The 25,684-nt window shown below is 43.4% G+C and carries 22 protein-coding genes; 10 read left to right on the forward strand and 12 right to left on the reverse strand.

Features of this window, described 5'->3' with window-relative positions:
* Positions 1–115: 115 nt before the first annotated feature.
* Entirely contained in the window at positions 116–1,567 is a 1,452-nt protein-coding gene (gene focA, locus QUF19_RS25205; RefSeq protein WP_048662006.1) for a formate transporter FocA, read from the forward strand.
* Between the two features lie 304 nt (positions 1,568–1,871).
* Here the strand turns inward: focA and QUF19_RS25210 are convergent, their stop codons facing one another.
* From QUF19_RS25210 to QUF19_RS25220, 3 genes are all read right to left on the reverse strand, one after another.
* Positions 1,872–2,441 carry a YceI family protein gene (locus QUF19_RS25210; RefSeq protein ID WP_286300880.1) on the reverse strand — a complete coding sequence of 190 codons (570 nt, stop codon included), beginning with the start codon at positions 2,439–2,441 and terminating at the stop codon, positions 1,872–1,874.
* On the reverse strand, positions 2,438–2,977 hold the full coding sequence (locus QUF19_RS25215) for a cytochrome b (protein ID WP_102434903.1): 540 nt from the start codon (positions 2,975–2,977) through the stop codon (positions 2,438–2,440). The genes QUF19_RS25210 and QUF19_RS25215 overlap by 4 nt, the downstream gene beginning before the upstream one ends.
* Before the next feature lie 153 nt (positions 2,978–3,130).
* Positions 3,131–3,376, reverse strand: coding sequence for a DUF2164 domain-containing protein (locus QUF19_RS25220; RefSeq protein ID WP_048660209.1), 246 nt, complete (start codon positions 3,374–3,376; stop codon positions 3,131–3,133).
* A gap of 290 nt (positions 3,377–3,666) precedes the next feature.
* Here QUF19_RS25220 and QUF19_RS25225 point away from each other — a divergent pair, with 290 nt between their 5' ends.
* Positions 3,667–4,302, forward strand: a complete 636-nt coding sequence (locus QUF19_RS25225; RefSeq protein WP_286300890.1) for a hypothetical protein — start codon at positions 3,667–3,669, stop codon at positions 4,300–4,302.
* 573 nt (positions 4,303–4,875) lie between these two features.
* A complete protein-coding gene (locus QUF19_RS25230) occupies positions 4,876–5,613 on the forward strand; it encodes an EAL domain-containing protein (protein ID WP_286300893.1) in 738 nt (245 codons plus the stop codon).
* 227 nt (positions 5,614–5,840) lie between these two features.
* On the opposite strand, the gene QUF19_RS25235 is transcribed toward QUF19_RS25230, so the two are convergent.
* The 3 genes from QUF19_RS25235 to QUF19_RS25245 are packed head-to-tail and all read right to left on the reverse strand — an operon-like array spanning position 5,841 to position 11,040.
* Entirely contained in the window at positions 5,841–8,900 is a 3,060-nt protein-coding gene (locus QUF19_RS25235; RefSeq protein WP_102434907.1) for an efflux RND transporter permease subunit, read from the reverse strand.
* Entirely contained in the window at positions 8,897–9,952 is a 1,056-nt protein-coding gene (locus QUF19_RS25240; protein ID WP_286300895.1) for an efflux RND transporter periplasmic adaptor subunit, read from the reverse strand. The genes QUF19_RS25235 and QUF19_RS25240 overlap by 4 nt, the downstream gene beginning before the upstream one ends.
* Positions 9,952–11,040: an efflux RND transporter periplasmic adaptor subunit gene (locus tag QUF19_RS25245; protein ID WP_286300897.1), complete on the reverse strand. Its 1,089-nt coding sequence runs from the start codon at positions 11,038–11,040 to the stop codon at positions 9,952–9,954. The genes QUF19_RS25240 and QUF19_RS25245 overlap by 1 nt, the downstream gene beginning before the upstream one ends.
* 150 nt (positions 11,041–11,190) lie before the next feature.
* On the opposite strand from QUF19_RS25245, the gene QUF19_RS25250 reads away from it, so the two are divergent.
* Positions 11,191–11,937, forward strand: a complete 747-nt coding sequence (locus QUF19_RS25250; protein ID WP_286300899.1) for a TetR/AcrR family transcriptional regulator — start codon at positions 11,191–11,193, stop codon at positions 11,935–11,937.
* Between the two features lie 119 nt (positions 11,938–12,056).
* Here QUF19_RS25250 and QUF19_RS25255 read toward each other — a convergent pair whose 3' ends face one another.
* From QUF19_RS25255 to QUF19_RS25265, 3 genes are all read right to left on the reverse strand, one after another.
* Positions 12,057–13,328: a DEAD/DEAH box helicase gene (locus QUF19_RS25255; protein ID WP_102434911.1), complete on the reverse strand. Its 1,272-nt coding sequence runs from the start codon at positions 13,326–13,328 to the stop codon at positions 12,057–12,059.
* A gap of 57 nt (positions 13,329–13,385) precedes the next feature.
* Entirely contained in the window at positions 13,386–13,997 is a 612-nt protein-coding gene (locus QUF19_RS25260; RefSeq protein ID WP_017105911.1) for an acyl carrier protein phosphodiesterase, read from the reverse strand.
* 174 nt (positions 13,998–14,171) lie between these two features.
* Positions 14,172–14,300 carry a hypothetical protein gene (locus QUF19_RS25265; protein ID WP_017059831.1) on the reverse strand — a complete coding sequence of 43 codons (129 nt, stop codon included), beginning with the start codon at positions 14,298–14,300 and terminating at the stop codon, positions 14,172–14,174.
* A 446-nt stretch (positions 14,301–14,746) separates the two neighbouring features.
* Here QUF19_RS25265 and QUF19_RS25270 point away from each other — a divergent pair, with 446 nt between their 5' ends.
* From QUF19_RS25270 to QUF19_RS26535, 3 genes are all read left to right on the forward strand, one after another.
* A complete protein-coding gene (locus QUF19_RS25270; RefSeq protein ID WP_102434913.1) occupies positions 14,747–15,970 on the forward strand; it encodes an aromatic amino acid transport family protein in 1,224 nt (407 codons plus the stop codon).
* Between the two features lie 148 nt (positions 15,971–16,118).
* Positions 16,119–17,543 (forward strand): methyl-accepting chemotaxis protein, encoded by a 1,425-nt coding sequence (locus QUF19_RS25275; protein ID WP_286300909.1) that lies wholly within the window; start codon positions 16,119–16,121, stop codon positions 17,541–17,543.
* Between the two features lie 323 nt (positions 17,544–17,866).
* The gene (locus QUF19_RS26535; protein WP_080585209.1) at positions 17,867–18,082 is read left to right on the forward strand and encodes a hypothetical protein; all 216 of its coding nucleotides are present in this window, start codon (positions 17,867–17,869) and stop codon (positions 18,080–18,082) included.
* Here QUF19_RS26535 and QUF19_RS25280 read toward each other — a convergent pair.
* From QUF19_RS25280 to QUF19_RS25290, 3 genes are all read right to left on the reverse strand, one after another.
* The gene (locus tag QUF19_RS25280; RefSeq protein WP_286300911.1) at positions 18,024–18,752 is read right to left on the reverse strand and encodes an HAD-IA family hydrolase; all 729 of its coding nucleotides are present in this window, start codon (positions 18,750–18,752) and stop codon (positions 18,024–18,026) included. The two genes, QUF19_RS26535 and QUF19_RS25280, sit on opposite strands and share 59 nt — an antisense overlap.
* Before the next feature lie 334 nt (positions 18,753–19,086).
* The gene (locus QUF19_RS25285; protein WP_286300913.1) at positions 19,087–20,883 is read right to left on the reverse strand and encodes an HD domain-containing phosphohydrolase; all 1,797 of its coding nucleotides are present in this window, start codon (positions 20,881–20,883) and stop codon (positions 19,087–19,089) included.
* Positions 20,884–20,943: 60 nt separating this feature from the next.
* Entirely contained in the window at positions 20,944–21,438 is a 495-nt protein-coding gene (locus QUF19_RS25290) for a hypothetical protein (RefSeq protein ID WP_286300915.1), read from the reverse strand.
* 248 nt (positions 21,439–21,686) lie between these two features.
* Between QUF19_RS25290 and QUF19_RS25295 the strand changes: the two genes are divergently transcribed.
* From QUF19_RS25295 to QUF19_RS25305, 3 genes are all read left to right on the forward strand, one after another.
* Complete coding sequence (locus QUF19_RS25295) at positions 21,687–22,163, forward strand: CreA family protein (protein WP_102434919.1); 477 nt, start codon at positions 21,687–21,689, stop codon at positions 22,161–22,163.
* A 116-nt stretch (positions 22,164–22,279) separates the two neighbouring features.
* Complete coding sequence (locus tag QUF19_RS25300; protein WP_102413509.1) at positions 22,280–23,584, forward strand: inosine/guanosine kinase; 1,305 nt, start codon at positions 22,280–22,282, stop codon at positions 23,582–23,584.
* A gap of 294 nt (positions 23,585–23,878) precedes the next feature.
* Complete coding sequence (locus QUF19_RS25305) at positions 23,879–25,627, forward strand: formate--tetrahydrofolate ligase (RefSeq protein WP_286300924.1); 1,749 nt, start codon at positions 23,879–23,881, stop codon at positions 25,625–25,627.
* The last annotated feature ends 57 nt before the right edge of the window (positions 25,628–25,684 follow it).

Here is a 25,684-nt window from a genome sequence, read left to right on the forward strand (position 1 = left end):
CCCTCAACCCCCTAATCTGGAATGGCAGGACACAAACGAGCCCTGCAAAACATTACTGATTAACCAAGTCATTAACACTAGGAATTACACATGACGGATTGTTCAAGGGGGGGATATGGCAACCAGCACTTCTGAAAATCAGCAACTGTTCTCGCCAACAGAAATGATGGCGGAAGCCGAGAAGTTTGCATTAAGCAAAGCAAATAAAACCAGCAGCATGACATTGAGTTTGGCAATCATGGCTGGCGCATTCATCGGGCTTGCTTTTCTATTCTACATCACGGTAACCACAGGTAGCGCTGATGCTGGATGGGGATTGAGTCGCTTAGCCGGTGGCCTTGCATTCAGCATGGGGTTAATCCTGATTGTGATTTGCGGCGGCGAGCTATTTACCAGTTCAGTGTTATCAAGCATCTCATGGGCTAACAAGCAGATAACCTTCACTAAGATGCTGTCTATCTGGGGCAAGGTTTACGTCGGTAACTTCATTGGTGCCATGTTCCTTTTGGCTTTGGTAAGCGCAGCAGGCTTGTATCAATTAGATGGTGGCCAATGGGGCTTAAACGCTCTGAACATTGCACAGCACAAGCTACACCACAGCCCTGTTCAAGCTTTTGCTTTGGGTGTGCTTTGTAACTTATTGGTGTGTTTAGCAATTTGGTTAACGTTCAGCTCTGCTAACGCCATGACCAAAGCAATGATGACCGTGTTACCCGTTGCAATGTTCGTTAGCTCAGGCTTTGAACACTGTGTGGCGAATATGTTCATGGTACCACTAGGCATCACGATTCAGGCATTCGCACCAGAGAGTTTTTGGATGCAAATTGGCGCGACACCAGCCCAGTACGCAGACCTAAACATCATGAAATTTGTCACCGCAAACTTAATACCAGTGACAATCGGCAACATCGTAGGTGGTTCGGTATTGGTCGGCTTAGCCAATTGGAGCATCTACCGTCGCCCACAACTTAAAGCAGCAAAAATTACCGCTATTACACAAACAACAGAAATTACGTCAGTTAAGGAAATCACTATGAACACAGCAACTACTATCAAGCAAATCATGAACACTCAACCAATTACACTTAGCGTAGAAATGCCTACATCTGTTGCGATTGATTCACTTTTAGACGCTCAACTGGTTAGCGCTCCTGTTTGCGATGTTGAAGGCCGTTTAGTAGGTATCTTCTCTGTTCATGACGTAATGGTTGACCTTTGGTGCCAAGACTACATTCCGACTAAAGGCCAGAAAGTAGTAGACCTAATGAGCCGTGACGTAGTCGCTATCTCTGCTAGCGATAAGTTGGTCGATGTTGCTGAGTTCCTATGTATCGACAAAGAACAACTTTACCCTACTACAAGCATGGGCTACGCCACTCGCCTGACTTCTCTTTCTCTAGAAGAACGTGCAAAAGCGATGAAGGTAAGCCAGCCACATATGCTTCCAGTACTAGAAAATGGCGTAATGGTCGGTGTATTGACTCGTACAGAGGTGATGCAAGCACTACGCCCTATCTACGGTGACCGCCTAAACGTGGTTCCACAAGCTGAACTAGAAACAGCTTAACTAAGAAGGATGAGCTAACGAATACCAACTTAACTAAAACAAAGCTGGATGATTAGGGATTAGTCGTTCACTTAAGAAAATCAGTCATGGCAACGTTGACTGGCTAGAAGTAAATGGTGGCTTAAAACGTAGTAAAAGGTTTGACACAAAACAAACCTAAACGCGTTGCCAGTTACTTCAATAAAAAAGGCGCAAAGTGAATACTTTGCGCCTTTCTCTATTTCTAGCTGTTGCTTTCTAGGTATCTATTCAACTTTTGATCTTACATAAAAGATTGATACCAGCCAGCAATCATCAAGTTAGATTACTTCTTTACACCTTCAACGTGTAGATCCATGTCTACGTAGCTTGAAGCGCCCATTACTGGAATGTTGAAGTCAGCAAGTTCTAGACGAGTTGTACCAACGAAACCAGCACGCTCACCGCCCCATGGGTCTTGACCAGCACCGATGAATTCAGCTTCGATAACGATAGGCTTAGTGACACCGTGAAGTTTAAGGTCGCCCGTTACTTCAAGTTTGCCTTCGCCTTTATCAACCACTTTTGTGCTGTTGAATGTTGCGTCTGAGAATTTGCTTGTATCAATGAAGTCAGAGCTACGGATATGCTTATCACGTTCTGCGTGGTTTGAATCAAGGCTTGTTGTATCAATCGTTACGTTCACTTTTGAAGCTTCAACGTTGCTCTCATCAAATGAGAAATCACCTGAGAATGTGTTAAAACGACCTTGGATAAAGCTGTAACCTAGGTGGCTAACTTTAAAGTTAACTGAAGCATGCGCACCTTTTGTATCAATCACGTAATCAGCGGCGTTCGCAGCGAAAGGCATTGCCATAGCAAATGCTAATCCTGTAGCGATAATTGACTTTTTCATTTTGAAGCTCCTATCATTTTTCGTAGCGTATCGTCTTTGTCGATAACGTGGTGTTTTATCGCCGCTAAGGCGTGCACTGATGCCAGAATTATCAGTACCCATGCAGCATAGTAGTGAACCGTACCTGCGAGATCAGATTGGTTTGCAAACAGTTCACCCATACTTGGTACAGTGAACCAATTGAAGACCTCGATCCCGCGGCCATCTGATGTCGAAATCAAATAACCTGAAATAAATAAAACTGCTAAGTTGATGTACATAAAGCCGTGAGCGATCTTCGCTGCTGCAACTTCATAGCTTTTACCTTCCACCTTAGGTGACGCGGTAACTAGTTTCCAAAGCAAGCGGATAACGGTAACGGCAGCCAAAAGAATGCCTACCGAACGGTGGTAGTCTGGCGCGGTTTTGTACCACTCGCTGTAGTATGAAAGATCAACCATCCACAGGCCTACACCAAACAAGCCAAAAATAGCGAGTGCTGAAATCCAATGCATCGCTCTTGCTAAAGGGTTGTAATTTCTAACGTTGTTGTCCATGCATCTCTTCCGAATGTTAACGAGTAGTGTAGTTTCGAAAAGCGTACCCTACACCAAGTTTGTGTAACATATTATTTACCAAGCTTTACATTGGTAACATCATTTCAAATTAAACGAGTTATTCAAATTTTTTGAACAAGTTTGGGCTAAACGTTAGATTTCAACAATTTGTTCGATCTCATAGAGCTCATCTGAGATGTCTAACATTTTACGTTCCATCACTTTTTGAGCGTCTTCTATCCCCTTGTTGTAGTAAACCGCACCAAACTTTTTACTGATGAAGTCGACCAAGAATTCCGTGTCGAACTGACCAAGCTCCACATCAAGTTCATCTTGCAGATACTTTTGAAGCGCATGGGTGAGCTCCGACTTTTGTTTTGAATCTAATTGAATGGTCATGACTATTTCCAAATAAAGTGTAAGTAGTTCGATCGTGATTAGCTGACTAAACTATAATCTAGCTAACTCATCGTAACTTTGTTCACTAGTTGTCGTTTTCCTAACTAGCTATAATTCCTCATAATTTAGAATACAGACCAGTGAAGTGCCAGTGCTATCCATAAAATCGCTCGGCAATCACTAATTTTGATAGAGGGATCAAGAACTCGCACTTTGGCGATAGGTAATGGCACTGCAATTACCGTACTATTGCCCATCAATAAGATAGTAACTGTGTATAAGGGACTTCATTGTTATTAGATCTCGTGATTAAAAGCGTCAATCAGTTTCAAGACGATTGCCTAAAGCTCTGCGAACGCCACTACCCTACGGTACACAATCAAGGAATCAGTGAGCATCACATTGGTAAGGCATTTGCCCGACGTATGGAGCACACCTTCGTTAGCTTTAATCATGCAAGCAACATCAGCCCACTCGAAATGCTCTCCTCTGGTGAAAACCCTCGACACTTCCGAATCTCCTCTGAAATCGGCACCGTTTGGATGATCAGCCATCACATGGTGAGCGCAGGGAAAACTTGTCGCAAAAAGTTGATGCTAGACATTCATAAGTGGCAGCAAGAGTATGGATTTGCCATTCAGCCCAATGACGTTTTGATCATTGTGTCTGACCATTGGATTACCCGAAGTAAAAACAGCGGTGAACTTTTGCATTGGTGGATGGGAGAACTCCCGGATGAGATTACTGAATACAGCCAACAAGGTATCACGCTAAGAGAGAGTGATTCTCAATTCGCTGCTGATTTAAATAGTAACTTTAGTATCAGCCCATGTTTTATTAAATTCGGTCACCCGTTAAAACGGTCAGGGAATCAACAGTTGGTTCGTAAATACCTGCAACTTTATGCGGTACTTCAATGGCAGTAAGAATACGGGTCAACTTTTTCATTCAATATTGAAAGTAAATTGTTAGACCTTCATCTCAATATTTTATAAAAGACACTTATTCCCTGCTCATTAATTATTCGAACTTCCTGTTTTAATTATTAATAGCCGTTCGACTCACTGTCTCGATTTTGAGAGATAGATATCATTTCTATGTAACTCGCTTAGCCTCTCCATTTTATAACTTTGACATTCCCCCACAATCTAAGCCTTTAACCCTACTTTTCTCTGGTGTATCAGCGTTCTAGCCTTATATTGGTTGGAGTTAATATGAGAGACGTTACTCAGCCATTAAATTCACAGCAACTATCAGATACAATGAATGATAAGTAAATTTAATGGTTAATGTCATTTATCATGCTGATTTTTCGTTAATTATATTTATTTAAATATTGACCCTACAAATGAATTTTTATTAATTGACAATTTACTTACACCTGTCAATATTGTGACAGCCATGACGTATATTCCGTCATTGAATAAACATCTTTATTAGCGACTATGATTTTATCAGACAGAAGTGAATTTATTAACTGTATATCTGTGGATGCCGATATGCAGTTTATTGCGAAATACCAAGACCTAACACTTAGAAGTGTCTATCAACCTATATTCGACAGTTCAATGACTCAGATAGGCGTTGAGGCTTTAGTGCGTATTTCGAATAGCAAAGGGGATATTGTTCGTCCTGATCACTTCTTCCATTCCGACGACACGTTGTGTAACGATAAGATCAATGTTGAGAGGCTGAGTCGCGCTATCCATATCCGTAACTTCGCACAATCGAATATTCGCCATTTACACCTTTTCCTAAACGTTCTTCCGAACGTTGGTGAGTTGTTTGCCGCAGAAAAAGTCAGTGACAGCCTATTGGCTAAACGCCTTCATGAACTTAACCTTTCATGCGAACAAATCGTGATGGAGCTGGTAGAACTGAATGCAGAAAGTGAAGAACGCTTGAAAGACGCCGCTCACTCTCTTGCAGAGAACGGCTTTCAAATTGCTGTTGATGATTTCGGAACACAAGCGTCAACAGAACAACGCGTTCGCCATATTAATCCTCATATCATCAAGATAGATCGCTCTGTCATGTTGGATTTTGAACAAGGCGACACAAGCGAGATGGCGTTGGTTCTTAGCCTTGCTAATCAAATTGGTGCTAAGACCGTAATCGAAGGTATCGAAACCGAACAACAGCTCGCAGCAATGCAAAGCTTAGGCTTCGATATGTATCAAGGCTATCACTTAGCCATGCCAAAGCCGATTGAATTAGATCTCCGCCTCGCAATCTAGAACTGCCCTCTATTCTCTATTCTCTATTCTCTATTCTCTATTCTCTATTCTACAGGAAACCGCTTTACCATTGGTTAGCGGCTTTTTAATACCTATCTCTTTCTTAACGCAACGCTCGCTGACGCTATAGTCTCTTAACACGATCTTATATCGCCAAATCACACCCATAAAAAAGCCCAGTCAAAATTGACTGGGCTGGCTTAAAAGAATCTGTTTTATATCATTCCCTAATAACCCGCAGTGGACGGTTTGATTCTATATAGAATAGCGAACATCACTGGTACTACTATTAGCGTTAGTACTGTAGCAAAGCCTAAGCCTGCCATGATGGTAATCGCCATCGAGCCGAAAAATGCATCGAATACCAAAGGAATCATACCCAAGATAGTCGTCAATGCTGCCATAGATACCGGTCGTACACGACTAATCGCACTGTCGACAACCGCTAAATATGGGTCTTTACCTGTTGAGAGTTCAGTGTTGATCTGGTCAAGCAGTACGATACCGTTTTTCAAGATCATGCCGCTTAGACTCAGTAAGCCCAAGAACGCCGTGAAGCTGAATGGCATATTAGTACCTAGCAGGCCAATCGAAACACCAATGATAGAGAGTGGTACCGTAAACCAAATCACAAGTGGCTTACGAAGCGAGTTAAACAGAAGCATAGTGATGATAAACATCAGCAAGTAACCCATTGGCAGTGAACCAAATAGAGATTCTTGTGCATCTTTCGAACTTTCGTACTCACCACCCCAGCTAATGCTGTAGCCTTCAGGTAAATCTAATGCTTCAACCTTTGGTTTCACACGAGCAAACAGACTCGCTGGCGTTTCATCGCCAAGAACATCGTGGTCAGCCAATACCGTTAGCGTACGTTTTCTGTCACGACGTTGAATTAGTGGTTCAGACCATTGAAGCTCTACTCCATCAATCACTTGTTCAACAGGAATGTAAGTTTGTAGCGATGGGCTCCAAATCTTCACATTGTTCAGTGATTCAAAATCAAAACGCTCTTCTTCTGGTAAACGCGCCACGATAGGTAACATATGAGTACCATCACGCAGTAAACCGATGTTGTAACCGCCGAACGCCATTTGTAACGTCTCAGACAGATCAGTTTTTGAAATGCCAAGGCGACGAGCCTTTGATTCGTTAAACAGTGGCACTAGCTCTTTAGTGCGTTCACGCCAGTCGTGACGAACATTTCGTGAGCCTGGATCGGCAAGTAAGACGTCTTCGACTTCAACTGCAATGCTACGTAATACTTGAGGATCAGCACCGATAATGCGCGCTTCAATCTTTGAAGCCGGTGACGGACCAAACTCAATCAGTTTGAACTGGAATGTCGGTTGCTCAAATTCGTTCGCTAAGTTTTTGTCTAACTCCGCTAGAACCTTAAACATGGTGTCACGGTCAGTGGTTCTTACTTGTAACTGGCTGTACGCTTCGTAGCTTTTCTCTGGTTGGTATGTCAGAGCGAAACGTTGCATGCCCTGCCCAACCGTCGTGGTTACAAACTCTACGTCGTCTTCTTGACGAATGTAGCTCTCAACCTTTTCAGTCTGCTTGATCGTTTCACGTACATCCGTACCTTCTGGCATCCACATGTCTACGTAGAACATCGGTGTATTTGATGGCGGGAAGAACTGTTGCTTCACCTTACCAAAACCAACCACAGACACGGCGAGCAATACGATCATGCTGACAACAGTTAACCATCTAAAACGCAATGCAAATTTCAGAGACGCACCGAATACAACGAACAGAATACCTTTGTATGGGTCTTCGTTCTCATCGACTTTGTCTTCTTCTTTAAGCAACATTTCAGCCAGGAATGGCGTTAGTGTTAGCGCCGTTACCCAACTCAAGAACAACGAGAAACACAGTACCCAGAACAATGAACCCATGAACTCGCCCGTTGCATCTTTCGATAGTCCGATAGGTGCAAAAGCGGTAATAGCAATAATGGTCGCGCCCAATAGTGGCCATTGTGTTTGTGTCACGATGTCTTTTGCAGCTTGAAGCTTGGTCTTACCTTTCTTCAAGCCAACCAATATACCTTCAACGACAACAATCGCGTTGTCCACCAGCATACCGAGTGCGATGATCAAGGCACCCAGCGAGATACGGTGCAGTTCGACATCGTTGTAGTCCATAAGAATGAACGTACCGAATACGGTCAATAGCAGTACCAAACCAATGATCAAACCACTGCGTAAACCCATTGCAAAAAGCAGTACGATGATAACGATAGCAACGGCTTCTACTAGGCTGATTAGGAAGTCAGCCACTGATTTGTCTACTTCTTGCGCTTGGTTGTAGAAGTAGTTCAGCTCTACACCAGCAGGTTTAATGCTTTCTAATCGGTCTAGCTCGGCATCTAGCGCATTGCCAATCTCAACGACGTTTACGCCTGAAGAGAACGCAATGCCTAGGTTGATCGCTGGTTTGCCGTTGTAAGTTAGTACATTGCCCGGTTTTTCTTGGATACCGCGAGTAACCTCAGCGACATCTTTCAAGCGAATTAGGTTACCCGTATCACGACCATGAATGATCAGGTTTTCTAGCTCTTCAACTGTGCTCAGCGTACCGTTCGGTTTAATCGTTAGGCTTTGGCCATTCAACATAACCTCGCCTGCCGATACCACACTGTTTTGTTGTGCTAACAGTGACGTTACCGTCGACATATCTAGGTTAAGCGCCGCTAAACGCTCAAGTGACATTTCAACAAACAATTGCTCTTGTTGGTCACCTGCGATGCTTACTTTACCTACACCGTCGACCAGCTCGATTTCACGCGTTAGATAATCCGCATACTGCTTTAGCTCGACATAATCGTAGCCATCACCAGTCAGCATGATCATCACACCAAATACGTCACCAAAATCATCAATGATCTGAACTGAGTTAACACCACTTGGTAGTGTTGGCTGTAGATCGTTGATCTTACGACGCATTTCATCCCAGATTTGTGGTAGCTCGTCTGGACCGTAGTCCATCTTCATGCTGACCATAATTTGAGACATGCCATTCGACGAGGTCGAAGTGATCTTGTCGATATAAGGGAGCTGTCTTATCTCTTTCTCAAGGGGATAAGTCAGTTCCTCCTCAACTTCCATTGACGTAGCGCCAGGGTAAGTTGAAATAATCATTGCATCTTTAATGGTAAAAGCTGGGTCTTCTAAACGGGATAGATTACCAAAAGACGTCACACCGCCAATGGCCAAAATGACTAGAAACAGCCAGCTGATTACTTTGTTCTTTATTGAATATTCTGCGATGTTCATTCTGCTTTTCCTGACAATTTGATTCCGTCACGGAGTTTTCTTAGATTCGAATTTACGAGTAGCTCACCTTGTTCAACGCCATGCGCGATAAGTGCGCCTTGGCCGCTGATCTTGTCGACTTCCACTTCGCTTTTGAATGCTTGGCCGTCTTCCATTTTCCACACGTAAAATTGGTTCGCTTCAGCGCCTGCTTGTAGCGTCGTCATCGGCAACTGGTAACCTTGAACATCACTCAGGCCCGCTTTCGCCATATCGACATTGACCGTAACGCTGGTACCCGGCAGAATTTCACTTTCAGGTTGTTGCATCTGCATCCAAAACTCGTAGGTGCGAGATTGTGGGTGCAGTTCACTGGTGTGCTCTAGATACGTTAGAGGGTATTTTCCAGAGTGGCCGCCAAAGGTTGCATCAGGTCGATAACTGTTCGAACGCATATCTGGGCTTATAGACGCTAAGATCGAATCTGATACTTGAATTCGCACATACACCTTGTCGTTCTGGTACACGCTGAGTAACGTTTCACCCGGTGTGGTGTTTTCGAAACGTTGCTTATCGACGGTTGAAACCGTGCCAGAAAATGGTGCTAAAAGCTCTGTGTAACTCAGCTTACGCTCTGCCGCCGCCAAATTAGCCGATGCCAGTTTGTAGTTAGCGGTCAGTTGGTCGTGTTCTGATTGCGACAACATCTTGCTGTCAAACATCTCAGAACCACGCGCCAGTTGCTTACTCGCTAATTTGAATTGAGATTTAGCGTCTGTCAGATCTTGAAGGTATGTCGCGTTGTCTAAGGTCGCCAGTAGCTGACCTTTTTCTACGTTGTCACCGGCTTCAACCAATACTTGTTGAATCTCACCAGCAAGCTTAAATGCCAATGGTGTGAGTTCAGCAGGCATCACCTGTCCGTTAAAACTTCTGAATTGATCAGTCAGTGGTGCACCTACTTCAAAGGTTGAAACCAAAAGTGAAGGTTGCTCACGGTGGTCAGTTCCACTATTACAAGCTTGAAGCAATAACGCAGATACAACCACAACTGATAATTTGGAAAGGTTCATTAAATACCGCCCTCACGTAACCAAGCTTTTACTTGTTGCCCATCAGATAACACATCGACACCCGCTTCTACGATCAAGTCGCCAGAAGACAGGCCTTCAATAACCTTGCCTTGCCCATCAAGGGTGACTTGTACTTTAGAAATCAATTGAGACTCTGGGTTGTAGCGCCACAGTTCACCGTGGTCTGCTTCTTTGCTTAACCAAGCTGAATCAACAATGCCAATACCGTAGTCCGACTTATTTTTCTGAACTTCAACTTGTGCCGTCATGCCAGAAAGCAGATTAATACCTTCAGGTTTTTCTATAGACACAACTGCTTGGTAGCTGTTGGTGTCTTCGTCTGGTTGCGTTGAGATCTCTTTAAAACGTGTTGGGATACGAATGCCGCGGTGGCTATCCATCACAACCCACATGTTTGAGTTGGTTAGGTCTTGAATAGAACGGTCTTCAAGCTTTGAAACAGGAATAGAGAAAGTCACATCCATCTCGCTGTGATTCAAAATATTAAGTACCGGCTGCTTTTCAGCGATTAACTGATATTGCTTACCAAACACCATCGATACCACGCCATCGAATGGAGCAACTAATGTGGTGTAACCAAGGTTTGTTTGTGCTTGGTCCAACTCAACTTCAGCGGCAGTAAAGGTGTTTACGGCTTGGTCGTAGTAATCGGTGCTTACAAGCTTCTTCGAGTACAACTCTGACGCTTGCTTGTATTGGCTGTTCGCCAGATCAAATTTTGCTTGAGCTGCATCAACCGCAATACGGTAGTCCGTTGCATCTAGCACAGCGAGTACTTGGCCTTTCTTCACCTCTTGTCCCATGCGAACAGAGAACGTTTCAATATCTCCACCCACTTGGAATGAAAGTGCGGCACGGTCGGTCGCATCCACTTTTGCGATAAAGCTATCAAGCTCGATATCCGTCTGCTGAGGGATCTCAAACAGTTTGACTGGCTTAACAACTTGAACCGTTTCTTCTGACTGAACCTTATTACATCCAGTCAAAGAGCCTGCGAGTAATAGTGCAGCAAACGCCACTCCTATCTGCTTACCCGTCTTGGCTTGAATAGACAACTTGGATTGCATGATGCTTCTCCATTTAATTATTATGATTTATTACACAGGTGGGCAGTATATTCAAAATCTCGGAATCCACAAGCTTTACTTTCCACCTGTGCAGTATTTTTTATTTGAGTAAAAACAGTGTAGAATGTGGTAATCAGGTAAATGTGTGAAATGAAGATGACTGAAAAGAAACAAGGTAGAAGAAGCGCTAAAGACGCTGAAGAGACTCGATTTCAAATAATGGCTGTTGCAGCAGATATGTTTTGTGATGCAGGTTATGAACGAGTTTCGTTACGTAATATCAGCGAAAAAGCTGGGGTATCTCATAGCCTCATTCGCCATCACTTTGGTAGCAAAGAGAAGATATGGCATGCAATAAGTGATTGTTTACACGCATATTTTCAGTCTTATATCAGCAAAATCATGCAAGAGTTACCAAAAGACATTGCGCCAAATATTTCGATCTATTTATTCGCGATGCGCCTTTTTACCAACATGATTCACTCACGCAGACCGATGCAACTTCTCTCGGATTCTGTACGTCAAGAAGACAACCTCGTCGATTACTTCATCGACAACGTGGGCGACCTTGAGTACGAAATCAATATGTTGGCTGACCAATACAACAAAGCAAATCCGGAAAAAACCGTTAATATTTTCGAAATAAAATGGCAAATGATCATGTTCGCCAACGGAGCGGTTTGTTTAACTCCTTTCATGGAAAGCACTTGGAACGAAGGCGACATGGAAACGAGTGCAGAGGAAGCTTTAATGAAGCATTGGCAAATGTTCAATTCGCAGATGATCAATCAATTTAGTATTGAGGAGAAATGGGTACTTAACCCGGAGACTCTTGAAGAGCTAATTTACGAAGTGCCGTGCGTGTGGAAGTGTAATCCAGAACACAATAAATCCTGATACTGTTCTCCAAGTCCGAAGCAAGTGTACTTAATACAAAAACGCGCCGTTACAGAACCAACTGTAACGGCGCGTTTTTATATGTATAGATCTTTAATCTAGTTCTTTAAATCGGCTTATTAGCGACGTGCTTTACCGCGGTTTTGGTGAATCTTAAGCTTTGCTTTCATCTTACGTTTTTCTGATGAGCGACCCTTACTGCGACCACCGCGATCAGGTGCCACGTCTTTCTCAAGGCTTGGTTCAAAGCCTTCTAGCCACTCTTGAGGTAAACGTGTATCCAGTAATCGTTCAATATCACCCAGTAGGTAAGCTTCATCCTGACTCATCAAAGAAATCGCTAAACCGCTGTTGCCTGCGCGGCCTGTACGACCAATGCGGTGTACGTAATCTTCAGCTTTGAATGGCATGTCATAGTTAACCACTTGTTCTAGCTGTTGAATATCGATACCACGAGCTGCCACGTCGGTTGCAATCAACGCGCGTACCTTGCCTGATTTGAAATCGTCCAGTGCCTTTTGACGCGCACCCTGGCTCTTATCACCATTGATTGATGCTGCTTTAATGCCGTCTAGCTTAAGTTCTTTAACCAGAGCATCCGTACCCTGCTTAGTTTTAGTGAATACCAACACTTGTTGCCAGTTCTTTGAACCGATCAAGTAAGCCAGCAGTTCACTCTTACGTGATTTATCAACCGGATAAACCATCTGGGTAACCGTGTCCGCAGTGCTGTTTTTTGGCGTGACTTGAATTTCACTTGGCGACTGCATCATACGGTGAGCAATCGTCTTAATCTTATTATCAAACGTTGCCGAGAAAAACAGGGTCTGACGAACGTCATTCATGCGTGAAAGAATGCGTTTAATATCAGGCATGAAGCCCATGTCCAACATGCGATCCGCTTCATCAAGTACCAACACTTCAGTGTGGTTTAGTACGATGTTCTTAGTGAAAATATGGTCGATAAGACGACCAGGCGTTGCCACTAAGATATCTGCGCCGCCACGTAGGTTATCAGTTTGAACCTTCATGCTAACGCCACCGTAAGCCACAACCACTTTAATGTCGGTACCTTTCGCGTAGCTGGTGACGTTATCAAACACTTGTTGTGCTAGTTCACGTGTTGGCACTAACACCAATGCACGAACTAACTTAGGGTTTGGGATAACGTTGTCTTTAGTCTCGATTAATCTTTGAATAATCGGCAAACCAAAAGCAGCCGTTTTACCCGTACCCGTTTGCGCACCAGCCAATACATCTTTGCCTTCTAGCACCAATGGAATCGCTTGCTCTTGAACACTGGTTGGAGCCGTAAAGTTAAGCTCGGTGAGTGTTGTAAGCAATTGGTCAGACAATCCAAGTTGGTTAAAAGATTTAGTAGGTTCAGACATAGTATGATGCTCAAAGATTAAATAGGCGCGGATTGTAGCAAACCTGCATTACGCTGTTTACCTTTCCTTTTGATTTTTCGTCAATTGAAGCGCACTAAACTGGTTTGCTTCTTCTAAAACGCTTGGATATAGCTCATTAAAGTGACACTGCAACTTATCATAGTGGCGTTCTAGGTCGTCATAACAGTTTTTGAGCATACCTAGCTTAGGCCTTCTTAACGCCATTCGTTGTAATACCAACTCAATGGAAGACATGTCTTGATAGCTTTCCAACCACCGCTGTTCCGCCATCTTCTGATGAATAGTAATGAAGTTCTCAGGCCAGTGTGACTCTTGATGTTCGAAAATCTGCTGATGACTGTCTGAACAAAAGTGCTCTAATGATTGTGTCGAGAACTGCCCCCAATGATTGGCTAAGCAGTGATCCCAGAAGACATCGAGAGCAATAGGAGCAAAACGCTTTGTTTGATCTGAAAAGAGAGATTTTGCAGAACGAGACACATCATGACGGTCGGTATAACTATCAACGAATCGATGAAGTCTTATCCCGTTAGAAAGCGAATCTGAATAGTGTTTATTAGGGTCACCCTTAACGAAGTCACCTAACAGATTACCGGCTAAGTTACTGTTGCAGTGTTGGGCGATGTGCAGGTGTGCGAGAAAGTTCATTGAACCTCATTAAAGTATCGAGAACTAAGTAACATGGTAAACGTACTCGTTTATCTTCGCGAACTTTAATGAGGATAGTTTTGATATGACGTGTGAGCGAATGAGATTTGCTCAGTTTAAGAATTGTCTAATTTGAGAACGTTGAACTACAGAAATCTTTAGTTCAGGTAAAACTTAGTTCGAAGACTTAAAAAGTTCTTCTGCTAATTGTTTAACTGTTTGTTCATAGTCAGATAAATCAATGCCAATTTCCATAGCATCTAACAACTCAAGACTTTCGTCATTATAAGATTGGTCACTCATAGTGCCCCCTCTATTCCTTGATGTGGACATAATGTCCTGTTAACCAGTGCACCATCTTGGACTTATATTATGTCACTTTGATGAACGCACTCTACTCTACCCATTCCATATTTATAGCTTGAAGCTACTCGCGTTCATTAACGCTTGTTTACGTTAAAGGGGTATACGCGAACGACATATGTACTGCCACCTTACACCAAGTACAACAAATTACTCTACAAATTTTGAAGCCGATCATGGTCAAACGTTTGCTTAGGCATTTTCGATGCCCTGCCACCCACCAATGTAAACATTAATTTACAGTGGATATTTTTAATTACATTAGAGATTGCATTTGGAATTAAACTCAATCAGAATACTTCAAAATCGAGATATTCTTTGGGTTTATGCGCTTAAGCTAGAAGAATTACAATGAAAACACACTCTAACGTAAAGAATTATATACAATGAATAAATCAAAGGTTTTTGGTAGTACTTTGATCATTGCAGGCACCACTATTGGTGCTGGCATGCTCGCTCTTCCACTTGCGTCTGCAGGTATTGGCTTCTCAACTTCGCTTTTCTTAATGTTATGTCTTTGGGCATTGATGGCCTTTACCGCTTTATTAATGGTAGAGCTTCATCAGTTCGCAGAATCAGACGCAACCCTACACACTTTAGCTCACACAATTTTAGGGACCAAAGGAAAGTGGATTGCGAGCTTCGCCGTTATGTTTCTGTTTTACGCTTTATGTGCGGCCTACATTGCAGGCGGTGGTGCTCAATTCAACCAACGTATTGCGGATATTGCGGGCATTGAACTCAACGGCCAAATCACAACCCTTCTATTTACTCTGTTAGTTGCTGGCGTTGTGACGATTGGTACACACAGTGTTGATAAAGTTAACCGTGTTTTGTTTGGCTTAAAGCTAATCGCGATGGTTCTAGTACTTAGCTTTCTAGCACCTAACATTACTTCTCAGTACCTAATGAGCATGCCTTTACAACAAGGCCTGATTGTTGCTGCGATTCCGGTTGTGTTCACCTCTTTTGGTTTCCACGGCAGCATCCCTTCGATTGTTCGATACCTAGATGGTGACGTTCGCTCTTTACGTAAGGTCATGATTATTGGCTCTGCACTGCCTTTGGTCATCTATGTTTTCTGGCAGAGCGTGACTTTAGGTGTGATTAGCCAAGAGCAACTATTGTCAGACACCAGTTTGGGCGCACTGTTAGTGTCACTGTCACAGACCGTTCATCAATCTAACCTTAGCGTGATCGTTGGTGTGTTTGCCGATCTTGCACTGTTAACCTCATTTATTGGCGTGAGCTTGGGCCTATTCGAATTCATGGGCGATTCATTGAGCAATAAGTTAGGTAGCGCTAAGCGCGTTAAAACGGCATTGATCACTTTTGTTCCACCACTTGGCTTTGCTTTGTTTTACCCACAAGGCTTTATTATGGCTCTGGGTTACGCAGCAATCGCGCTAGCAGTACTTGCAATCTTGTTACCGACAGTGATGGTTTACAAAGTTCGTTACACTGATTTCGCCGTTGATGGCCAAAATACTCAAGAGACTTACCAAGTATTAGGTGGAAGCAAAGCGTTGTTTTTAGCGGGCAGCGTTGGCGTGTTTATCATTGCAATTCAAATCCTTATTTCAGTAGGGTTACTACCTTCATTAGGCTAATAAACCTATACGCTGTATAAATACTTGATTGAGATCTCATAAACGATATGTTGGTATCATTAATTTTCACAATTAGTCGATTGGCATCACATTTTTATTGAGGTCGGTTATTTAGAGTCCACGGTAAAGGATTTACCGTGGAGTTTTTATGAAAGAAGTACAATTTCGAACGATAGACAAGCTGTTTATCAAAATGTCTATCAACGACAAGTTTTGGGTCATTTTCTTAATCTTTTTTGCCGCTGTGGCAAGCCTAGCTGGACTCAACTACGTCAACAAAATGGAACAAATTGACGCGAGTGCAAAACAACAGGTTGAGTATCAACTCAAAGGGATTTTATCAGCGTCAGATTCCCCTGCCTCTGTTCGTTCTGTTAGCCAACAAACTCGTCCTCAAGAAACCATCATTGCTAACAATGGCGCGGTTACCGCAACGGCTATTGCACAAGATGGTCACTACTACTCTCTTACCGTTTCAAATAACGATACACAAAACCAAAAGCAGCAAGCACTGTACACTTTATTACTCAGTCTTTTATGGTGTGTGCCTTTTGGTCTTTTCTGTTACTGGGTTGCGACCTTCCTAGGTGGTGCTTTATGGGTTCTTTACTCAACCACTCAGAAGATTGGTGACGGTGACTTAACCTCACGTCTTGGCTTCCATCCTGGCCGTGATGAATTTGGTACGATTGGGTGCGCACTTGACCGTTCAATGGACACGCTAAGTGAGCTAGTGAACAACGTAAACCGCAGCGCAACGACACTAAGCGAAACGTCAGCTTCTTTCGAGACAGAGATGAAGCGCAGCGAAACACAAATCATGAGCCAAAACGCGTCTCTTGACTCTGTTGCAACCGCAATGGACCAAATGACGGCATCAGCTAACGAAGTGTCGAATATCTCTGCACGTTCAACTGAACAAACAGAACAAGACGCACAGCAGATCAACGATAGCCACTCGAAGGTTCAACAAGCCATCTCAGAGATCAGCACACTTTCTTCTCTGATTGAGCAAACCTCATCTTCGGTTACCAGCTTAAATGTGAACACCAGCCAAATTAACGAAGTGATCACAACGATCAACGCTATCTCAGAGCAAACCAACCTACTTGCCCTGAATGCTGCGATTGAAGCGGCTCGTGCGGGTGAACAAGGTCGTGGATTCGCAGTTGTTGCGGATGAAGTACGAACGCTGGCAAGCAGAACACAATCGGCTACCGTTGAAATCCAAGCGATGATTGAGCGCCTGCAACAAGAAAGCCAAAACATCGCTAAAATCACAGAACAAACGGTTGACCAAGCACAAACCAGTAGCCAGCTGATTTCAAATATCGGTGATGACGTGAACTCTATCGCAGCTTCTGCTAATACGTTAATGGACATGAGTATTCAGATAGCCACTTCTGCCGATGAGCAAAGTAATGTAGCGAATACCATCGCAGCAGAACTTAACGATATCCGTAGCCAATCAGATGTGATTAAAGATGTCGCTCAAAACTCTTCAAATGGCGTATCTAAGCTAACTGAAGCGTCAGTGTCTCTGTCTCAAACTTTGGCTAGATACCGCACTTAGGGCTCGACGCTATAAAGTCCAAAGCTATAACGTTCAAAACCAACGCTAAAGTGGCTTCCAGCTAACGTGAATAGAAAACAAACTAAAAAGGACTCACAATGAGTCCTTTTTTATTGGCGACCGTTAATAACAACTCCCACCAATAACAACTTCCGTCAATACCAATAGGAAATACATGGTCTTTAACGATGAGATTATCATTACCATGAAGCAAGTCGCAAAGGAGAGATTATGAAGGGGCAAAACTGTCTAATAATCGAGCTTAGGAGTAATCTAGTTAAACGGGTCTTATTTTCGCTTACCCTCTTGCTGCAGGTGACATAATGAATAATACAGAAGCACCAAACAACGAAGACATCACATGCCCTCTATGCCAACACGACGAATATCTGCTCTCAGAAAGCGGAGAGAAGTTTACGTGTGCATCTTGCGGTTTCCACACAAAACAATTTAGTAAAATAGTCAGCCTTCAAATAGGCACTACCCCACCAAAACTCCAGAGTTCGGTATACCGCTCGTTGAGCAATGCTTGCCATTAATCCAAACTGAAATCTCTTCCAAACTGTAAATATCCTGAGCCGCTAGCTCTGCTATGTCGGCTTCTGGATCATCATTCAATGAATCTTCAATCGTTGGTCGTAATCTAAAAGATTGAATCCCAGCTCGAACGCCAGCTTCAATGCCTTTCACTGTGTCATCAACATAAATACATTCGTTTGGTAAAAAGCCCATGTTCATTGCGGTATACATGATCAGGTCAGGCTCCGGCTTCCAACTATTTGCGTCAAAAGCCGAAAACACTTTCCCTTTGAAGTCGTCGAGCATGCCCGTCATTGCTAATGATGATTCGACTCTCGATTTAGGCGCATTTGAAGCGATACAAAACTCGATGTCTTGTCGTTTGAGAAATTCAATCAACTCAATCGCGCCATCCATAGGCTTCAAGTGACGTTGGAAAAGCGCTTCGAGTTCTGTGCGATAGAGGGGTTCAAGCGTATCAACGGATATCGAAAGTCCAAGGCGTTCTTGTGTATCCACCAAGATATCAGCCAACTTTCCACCCTGAAAATGGGCATAACAGTCGTTCACGTTTAGATCAGCGCCAAAACGTGAAAATACGTTCACCAGCGCCTGACAGCACAGTCTTTCGCTATCGATTAACGTTCCGTCACAATCAAAAATTACACACTTAGTTTGTTCCAACCGCATAGAAATCCCACTCGCTTTGAATCCAAGCTTTATCCTATAGGGTTATCTTCAGAGTCGGCATGATTAAGCTAACACTTTACCGAAACCTAGTTATTTTTCTTTGCAAAATATGCAGCTGATCACCTTATGATTCAATATGCTTAAGCATTTTCATCTAACTTAGAGAAATATGAATAGTGTTTTTAGCTTCGTATTTTATAAATGATAATCAGTTTCAAATGTAAATATAAACAAGTGGGATATGTAACGTAGAATGGATGACGGAATGAATGGGTTTGCTCGCTCTACTATGAGCTAACTAAGAACTAACTAGCTAGCTAACTAGGAGCTAAATTTACGCACAATTAGCTTCCTGAGTATTAGCAGCTAATGTAATAGGTTCTGAATGGGAACTATCAGGGTAAGTATCTCTGATCGCGACAAACTCTGGTAAATGCTTCAACAACAGCTTAGTAAGTTCAGGATCAAACTGTCGACCGCACTCACGTTCAAATAGGTCTACAACCATTTCTAATGGCCATGGCTCTTTATAACAACGTGCGCTCAACAAGGCGTCGAAAACATCGGCTACGGCAGTAATGCGCGCAAACAAATGGATTTCATCAGCAGCCTTGCCATTTGGGTATCCTTCACCATCCCATCGCTCGTGATGCTCATTGGCGATAATCGCCGCTAAGTTAGTGATGTCACCCGCTCCACTGATCAGCAAATTGTAGCCTGCCGTCGTGTGCAACTTCATCACTTCCCACTCTTCATCCGTTAATTTACCTGGCTTGTCGAGAATCGATTCAGGCACTGAAATTTTACCTACGTCGTGCATCGGGCTGATGATCTCTATCATCTCGACTTCTCGGTGACTTAAACCACTATGCTTCGCCAATAGTGCTGACAGCTTAGCAACGCGCTTAACGTGGTTACCTGTCTCACCCGAGCGCGTTTCAATGGCTTCACCTAACACATGAATCATGTCTTTCTGAACGTTCAGTGTTTGCTTCTGTAGAGCGAGGATCCGCTTGTTCTTCTTTGCCAGTTCTTTCTTCTGACGTAAGGTGATGAACTGCATCAAGATGATCAGGCTTAAGCCCGCAATCACCATGGTTAAACCCATCAACAGCTGGAAGTTCTTACGAATAAATGAAGAAGGTTCATTGATAACGACCGACTCTTCAGGTAATGCACTCTCACCGATACCGAACTTTTTCATCGCAGGATAATTGAACACAAAGCGTATGTTGTCACCCGGCACCAATGGTGAAGAGAAACCAAGCGATACGTACTTGTCTAACGCATCAACGGCCTCTTCTCCCATGCTTTGCGAATGATTAACGTAACCGCCCAACACATCACCTAAGATATAAAACTGCCACAGCGCGAACACAGGTGCCGCACTCGATACTGACAAGGTTTCAGCGATCTCTTGATAAGAGTGATAAACGCCTTGTGCGAGTTCCGTGTTGTAGTGACTCAGCAGAACGGCATCATCAGCAGAAATAGTTTTTAAGTACTGGCTCGTCTCTTCAAGGGTTTTGTTTCGGATTTCAACCAAATTGATATCAGGAAAATCAACCATCACCTTCTGTACTTCTTTGCGAATCAACTCAGAAGTGACACTGTAATCATTTACAAAGTACAGGTTCTTAAGGTTTGGTCTTAACTGTGAGATCAACTCGATGTTTATGTCGATATGGTCATTTTCATGAAGCACTGTTGCTCTGTCAGTAATGGCGTACATGTCGGTACTGGTGTCATTAATACCTACCGCAACAACAGGTGTATTTCGGTCAATTAGAGAGCTTATGGATTCAAGAAAATTTGCAGCGTTATCATCAGCAACAATGACGCCATCAAGGTGGTAACCCGAATACTTGGCTTCAAAGTAGTTGACTAGAGAGTCGTAATATTCTGGACTGTTGATACGCTTGGTATCTAGGTACTCAATTGAAAGTTTAACTTCGACTTGAGATTGACTGAACGCGCTATCTATTCCCTTTTGGAAATCGGCGGTCCATTGATAGGAAGGTCCATAGGAGTGGATAACTAGGATGTGCTTGATATCCCAGTTGTTAGCGTAAGTAGCTGTAGAAAAAGCGCTAACACACAATACAGCGATTGATATCAATAGCTTGTACATACCGAACCCTGTTTAAAAGACGGTGTATTGTACTCAGATTAACGCTTTCTCAAAGACTCTTTAGCTTTCCAACCATACTTTATGGCTAGAAACTTGATCTTGTGCCCAAAATTCGTGTAACTGTTTAGCAAACCCAATAGCGTCTTGGTCATGCTGGTTTACGACATCTGAGATCAGCACTGAATCGTCAGTCGCAGTAACAATCGCACTCGCCACTACATCGCCATTCTTGGTGCCTACATATAGTTCATGCTCATCTGACAACATTATCTGGCTTAAGAACTCTAAAATATGCGCTCTTTCGCTTTCATCTTGATACGCGCTAGCTTGGTTAAGCGAGAACAGAACCGTCAGTTTATGAAAGTCGACTTTGTGTAATTCGTCTAGTTGAGTAGGTGTTTGATCTTGCGGGAGGAGTTGATACGTTTTCTGAGGAAGCTTGCTTTTATAGAGGTCTCGACCGAGAAGGCTCTCTTTTGCGGGGTACGCAATGTCGAGTTGGCTGAACAGCCATTGGTTTTTCTTGTGTGCATTTTCAGGTATTTCGTTATTCATTCTATTAGTACCTACGTTTAGTATCCCCAAATATCACAGTTATTTGGAAGACATATGGTCGACTGAGGTGCCGAGCTACAAGCAGAGAGCATACAGAGCATGACCAAGGCCAACAAGTACTTTAAATGCTTCATATTTTTCATTCTCCAACAACATCCTTTAAGAACTCGGTGAAAAGCTCTACACTCGTATTCAAGCTTTCAATATTCCTATAGTAAACAGAACTATATAAATAAAAAGGACTTCTTATGAAAAAAGCCTTAATAGCAGTTGGTATCATGACATTGTTGGCTGGCTGCTCAGACAACGAGGTTGGCGACGTTTCTCTTGGTTTCTTCACAATGAAGGATATCAAGATGTCTTCTTTAGACGACGATAAGATCGCGGGTGTAACTTGTCATATCGCATCCATCGAAGCGAACCTTAGCCTATCGGATCCAAGTGATAGCTCAATCTCTTGTCGTCAAACCGGTGAAATCACCCCTGAAATGATTGCTCAAATAGATAAGAGTAAATCAGGTGAAGTGGTATTTAAGAAATCGAAAAGTATCTTTTTCAAAACAATGAAAGTTCGCCGCATCTACGACGCAGAGAATCAATCATTGCTCTACTTGTCTTACACCACTAAAGAAACAGAGGGTAGCTTCAAACACAGCCTTTCCACTGTTCCTCTATGGGGTACAAAGGCTTACGTTGATCCTGCTACGTTAGTCCCTACGGAATAATGAGCTTGAATCACCTGTACAGACATTGTGCAGGTGATTCAAAATGTAATAAAAATGAAAGAAACAGAAACAAAATGTGATATCATGCGGCAAAATTTTTTCACTGTATTTTTCATATGAAGTTTCCTGGACAGCGTAAATCTAAGCACTATTTTCCAACTCACGCCCGTGATCCGTTGGTCAACCAAATTCAACAAACGCCTAAGTTGCATCGCGCGACTATTGTCGGCGTAGGTCAAACTATTGTTGATATCGAAGCCCGTGTTGACAACGCGTTCCTTGAAAAATACGAACTGAGTAAAGGTCACTCGCTTGTACTGGAAGAAAGTAAAGCCGATGCCCTGTACGAAGAGCTAGTTGAACGTGGTTTGATCACGCATCAGTACCCTGGCGATACCATTGGTAATACGCTGCACAACTACTCTGTTCTTGCAGACAGCAAATCGGTTCTGCTTGGCGTTATGTCTAAGAAAATCGAAGTAGGCTCGTTTGGTTACCGCTACCTTTGCCGTACCTCTTCTCGCATGAACTTAAACCACCTACAAACAGTTGATGGTCCAATTGGTCGTTGTTACACGCTGATTACCGAAGATGGCGAACGTACGTTTGCGATCAACGAAGGACACATGAATCAACTGCTTCCTGAAAGTATTCCTGAGCAAATTTTCGAAAAAGCATCTGCATTGGTTGTATCTTCATACCTAATGCGCGGCAAGCCTGAAGATCCAATGCCAAAAGCCGTACAAAAAGCGATTGAATATGCGAAAGCACACAATGTGCCTGTTGTACTGACGCTTGGTACTAAATACGTGATCGAAGGTAATGCTGAATGGTGGCAAGAATACCTGAAAGAGAACGTCACTATCGTCGCTATGAACGAAGACGAAGGTGAAGCACTAACCGGTGAAAAAGATCCATTACTTGCAGCGAATAAAGCGCTTGAATGGGTTGACCTTGTTTTATGTACCGCTGGCCCTATTGGCCTGTACATGGCAGGTTACACGGACGAACTAGCGAAACGTGAAACCACACTGCCACTGTTACCGGGTAACATCCCTGAGTTCAACAAGTTTGAATTTAGCCGTGCTATGCGTAAGCAAGACTGTGTAGACCCAGTAAAAGTGTACTCTCACATTGGCCCTTACCTTGGTGGTCCACTTGAGATTAAGAACACCAATGGCGCAGGCGACGGTGCACTTTCTGCACTGCTACACGATATGGCAGCGAACAGCTACCACCACGTGAATGTGCCAAACTCAGAGAAACACGAGCACGCTTGTCTAACGTACTCGTCATTGTCTCAAATTTGTAAGTATGCCAACCGTGTAAGCTACGAGGTATTGACTCAACACTCACCTCGCCTTTCTCGTGCCCTACCGGAACGTGAAGATAGCTTAGAAGAAACATACTGGGATCGTTAATCGATCCTATTAGGTTGTCTACTGGTTGAGGTTAACGCCTAGTTAGATTACCCATTTATCGAAGGGCTGCTATATGCAGCCCTTTTTGTATTCGTTATTTATGCAAACACAATTAAAGGTAATCAAATCGAATATTTTGCTTGTTTAAGATTTGATCTCGCGCAATGACTCTTTAGATCTGTTATCTTCCAGCACATAATTCGTGTGGTTTGCCTTTACTTGGCAAAATTATACAGTACTATCGCCACGCAAACGTTTACGTACCACCTTTCGGTTCTGATATAAGGATCAAATATGCTATCTGATATTGATATTTGTCGCTCTACTCCCCTTAAAAACATCAGTGAGGTTGCTGAACAAGCAGGCCTGAATCAAGATGAACATCAACCGCTAGGACTCCATAAGTCTAAGGTTTCTTTAAGCTCCCTTGAACGCCTGTCTGGGCAACAAGACGGCAAATTGATCGTTGTGACTGCTATTACACCTACGCCACTCGGTGAAGGTAAAACAGTCACCACAATTGGTCTTGCACAAGGTCTCGCTAAAATTAACCAATCTGCGATGGCGTGTATTCGTCAACCTTCTATGGGGCCAGTATTTGGTGTCAAAGGCGGTGCTGCTGGCGGTGGTTATTCTCAAGTGGCGCCAATGGAGCAGTTAAACCTCCACCTAACTGGCGACATTCATGCAGTGACAGCAGCTCATAACCTCGCCTCTGCCGCTATTGACGCTCGTTTGTATCATGAGCAACGTGAAGGATTAGAAGCCTTTGAAGCACGCTCTGGCTTAAAAGCGCTAGATATAGACCCAAGCAGAATCGTTTGGCGACGCGTGCTCGACCATAATGATCGTGCACTGCGCATGATCACTGTCGGTAAGAACGAGGCAGACAAAACAATCAACGGTTTTGAACGCGAAGATGGCTTTGATATCTCGGCCGCTTCAGAGCTCATGGCCATTCTTGCGTTAGCTGACGACCTTCAAGACCTGCGCAAGCGTATTGGTCGTGTGGTACTCGCTTATAACCACCAAAGCATGCCATTAACCGCAGATGACTTCAACGTTGCAGGCGCAATGACCGTAACAATGAAAGATTCAATTGAACCAACATTAATGCAAACACTTGAAGGGGTGCCAACGTTGATTCACGCAGGGCCTTTCGCAAACATTGCACATGGTAACTCTTCAATCATTGCCGATAAGATTGCTCTCAAACTGAGTGATTTTGTTGTGACTGAAGGCGGTTTCGGCTCCGACATGGGTTTTGAAAAAGCGTGCAACATCAAGGTTAAAGCATCGAATAAAAAACCTGATTGCGCAGTGATCGTCGCAACACTACGTGGCCTAAAAGCTAACTCAGGCTTATACGATTTAAGACCGGGTACAGCATTGCCAGAGTCAATCTTCAATGATGACCAAAACGCCCTTATCGCTGGCTTTGAGAATCTAAAATGGCACATCAACAACGTTAAGCAATACCAAGTGCCTGCCGTTGTCGCCATCAACCAATTCCCACAAGACTCGATTCAAGAATTGAACACGTTGAAACAGCTGATCACCGATTTTGATCCGAATGTGACCGTTGAAATCAGCGAAGCTTTTGGTAAAGGCGGCGAAGGTGCGACGTTGTTAGCTCAAGCCGTGGTCAATGCTTGTGAAAGCGAGAGCGACTTTAAACCGCTTTATGAGTCGGAGCAGAGCTTAGAAGAAAAGCTAATGGCAGTTGCCGAGGTCGGTTATGGTGCAGCAAGTATTTCGCTATCACCTTTAGCGAGGAAACAACTCGCTGAATTCAATCAACATGGATACAGCAACCTGTCAGTGTGTTTGGCAAAGACACCGCTATCTATTTCGACAGAAGCACAAGTTAAAGGCGCGCCTACCCAGTTTGATGTACCCGTTAGAGAACTGAAGCTTTGTGCCGGAGCAGGTTTCATCTACGCTTTGTGTGGCAATGTAATGACCATGCCTGGCTTACCGGATAAACCAGCTTTCATGTCTCTCGACATCGATGCCAATGGCAACATTATCGGATTAAGCTGATTTATTGATTCACTAATTCTTTATAATTCATCAATAAACGCAGTTACATGTTAACTG

It is taken from the genome of Vibrio sp. FE10 (genome assembly GCF_030297155.1).
GTDB lineage: Bacteria > Pseudomonadota > Gammaproteobacteria > Enterobacterales > Vibrionaceae > Vibrio > Vibrio apostichopi.

Bases quoted from the DNA above. Each gene is read 5' to 3' on its own strand.
- QUF19_RS25260 (WP_017105911.1), bottom strand. From the start codon at position 13,997: ATGAACTTTCTCGCACACCTGCACATCGCCCAACACTGCAACAGTAAC.
- QUF19_RS25210 (WP_286300880.1), bottom strand. From the start codon at position 2,441: ATGAAAAAGTCAATTATCGCTACAGGATTAGCATTTGCTATGGCAATG.
- focA (WP_048662006.1), top strand. From the start codon at position 116: ATGGCAACCAGCACTTCTGAAAATCAGCAACTGTTCTCGCCAACAGAA.
- QUF19_RS25305 (WP_286300924.1), top strand. From the start codon at position 23,879: ATGCTATCTGATATTGATATTTGTCGCTCTACTCCCCTTAAAAACATC.
- QUF19_RS25280 (WP_286300911.1), bottom strand. From the start codon at position 18,752: ATGCGGTTGGAACAAACTAAGTGTGTAATTTTTGATTGTGACGGAACG.
- QUF19_RS25215 (WP_102434903.1), bottom strand. From the start codon at position 2,977: ATGGACAACAACGTTAGAAATTACAACCCTTTAGCAAGAGCGATGCAT.
- QUF19_RS25275 (WP_286300909.1), top strand. From the start codon at position 16,119: ATGAAAGAAGTACAATTTCGAACGATAGACAAGCTGTTTATCAAAATG.
- QUF19_RS25295 (WP_102434919.1), top strand. From the start codon at position 21,687: ATGAAAAAAGCCTTAATAGCAGTTGGTATCATGACATTGTTGGCTGGC.
- QUF19_RS25250 (WP_286300899.1), top strand. From the start codon at position 11,191: ATGAAGATGACTGAAAAGAAACAAGGTAGAAGAAGCGCTAAAGACGCT.
- QUF19_RS25230 (WP_286300893.1), top strand. From the start codon at position 4,876: ATGCAGTTTATTGCGAAATACCAAGACCTAACACTTAGAAGTGTCTAT.
- QUF19_RS25255 (WP_102434911.1), bottom strand. From the start codon at position 13,328: ATGTCTGAACCTACTAAATCTTTTAACCAACTTGGATTGTCTGACCAA.
- QUF19_RS25290 (WP_286300915.1), bottom strand. From the start codon at position 21,438: ATGAATAACGAAATACCTGAAAATGCACACAAGAAAAACCAATGGCTG.
- QUF19_RS25240 (WP_286300895.1), bottom strand. From the start codon at position 9,952: ATGAACCTTTCCAAATTATCAGTTGTGGTTGTATCTGCGTTATTGCTT.
- QUF19_RS25300 (WP_102413509.1), top strand. From the start codon at position 22,280: ATGAAGTTTCCTGGACAGCGTAAATCTAAGCACTATTTTCCAACTCAC.
- QUF19_RS25265 (WP_017059831.1), bottom strand. From the start codon at position 14,300: ATGAGTGACCAATCTTATAATGACGAAAGTCTTGAGTTGTTAGATGCT.
- QUF19_RS25270 (WP_102434913.1), top strand. From the start codon at position 14,747: ATGAATAAATCAAAGGTTTTTGGTAGTACTTTGATCATTGCAGGCACC.
- QUF19_RS25220 (WP_048660209.1), bottom strand. From the start codon at position 3,376: ATGACCATTCAATTAGATTCAAAACAAAAGTCGGAGCTCACCCATGCG.
- QUF19_RS25235 (WP_102434907.1), bottom strand. From the start codon at position 8,900: ATGAACATCGCAGAATATTCAATAAAGAACAAAGTAATCAGCTGGCTG.
- QUF19_RS25285 (WP_286300913.1), bottom strand. From the start codon at position 20,883: ATGTACAAGCTATTGATATCAATCGCTGTATTGTGTGTTAGCGCTTTT.
- QUF19_RS25245 (WP_286300897.1), bottom strand. From the start codon at position 11,040: ATGCAATCCAAGTTGTCTATTCAAGCCAAGACGGGTAAGCAGATAGGA.
- QUF19_RS26535 (WP_080585209.1), top strand. From the start codon at position 17,867: ATGAATAATACAGAAGCACCAAACAACGAAGACATCACATGCCCTCTA.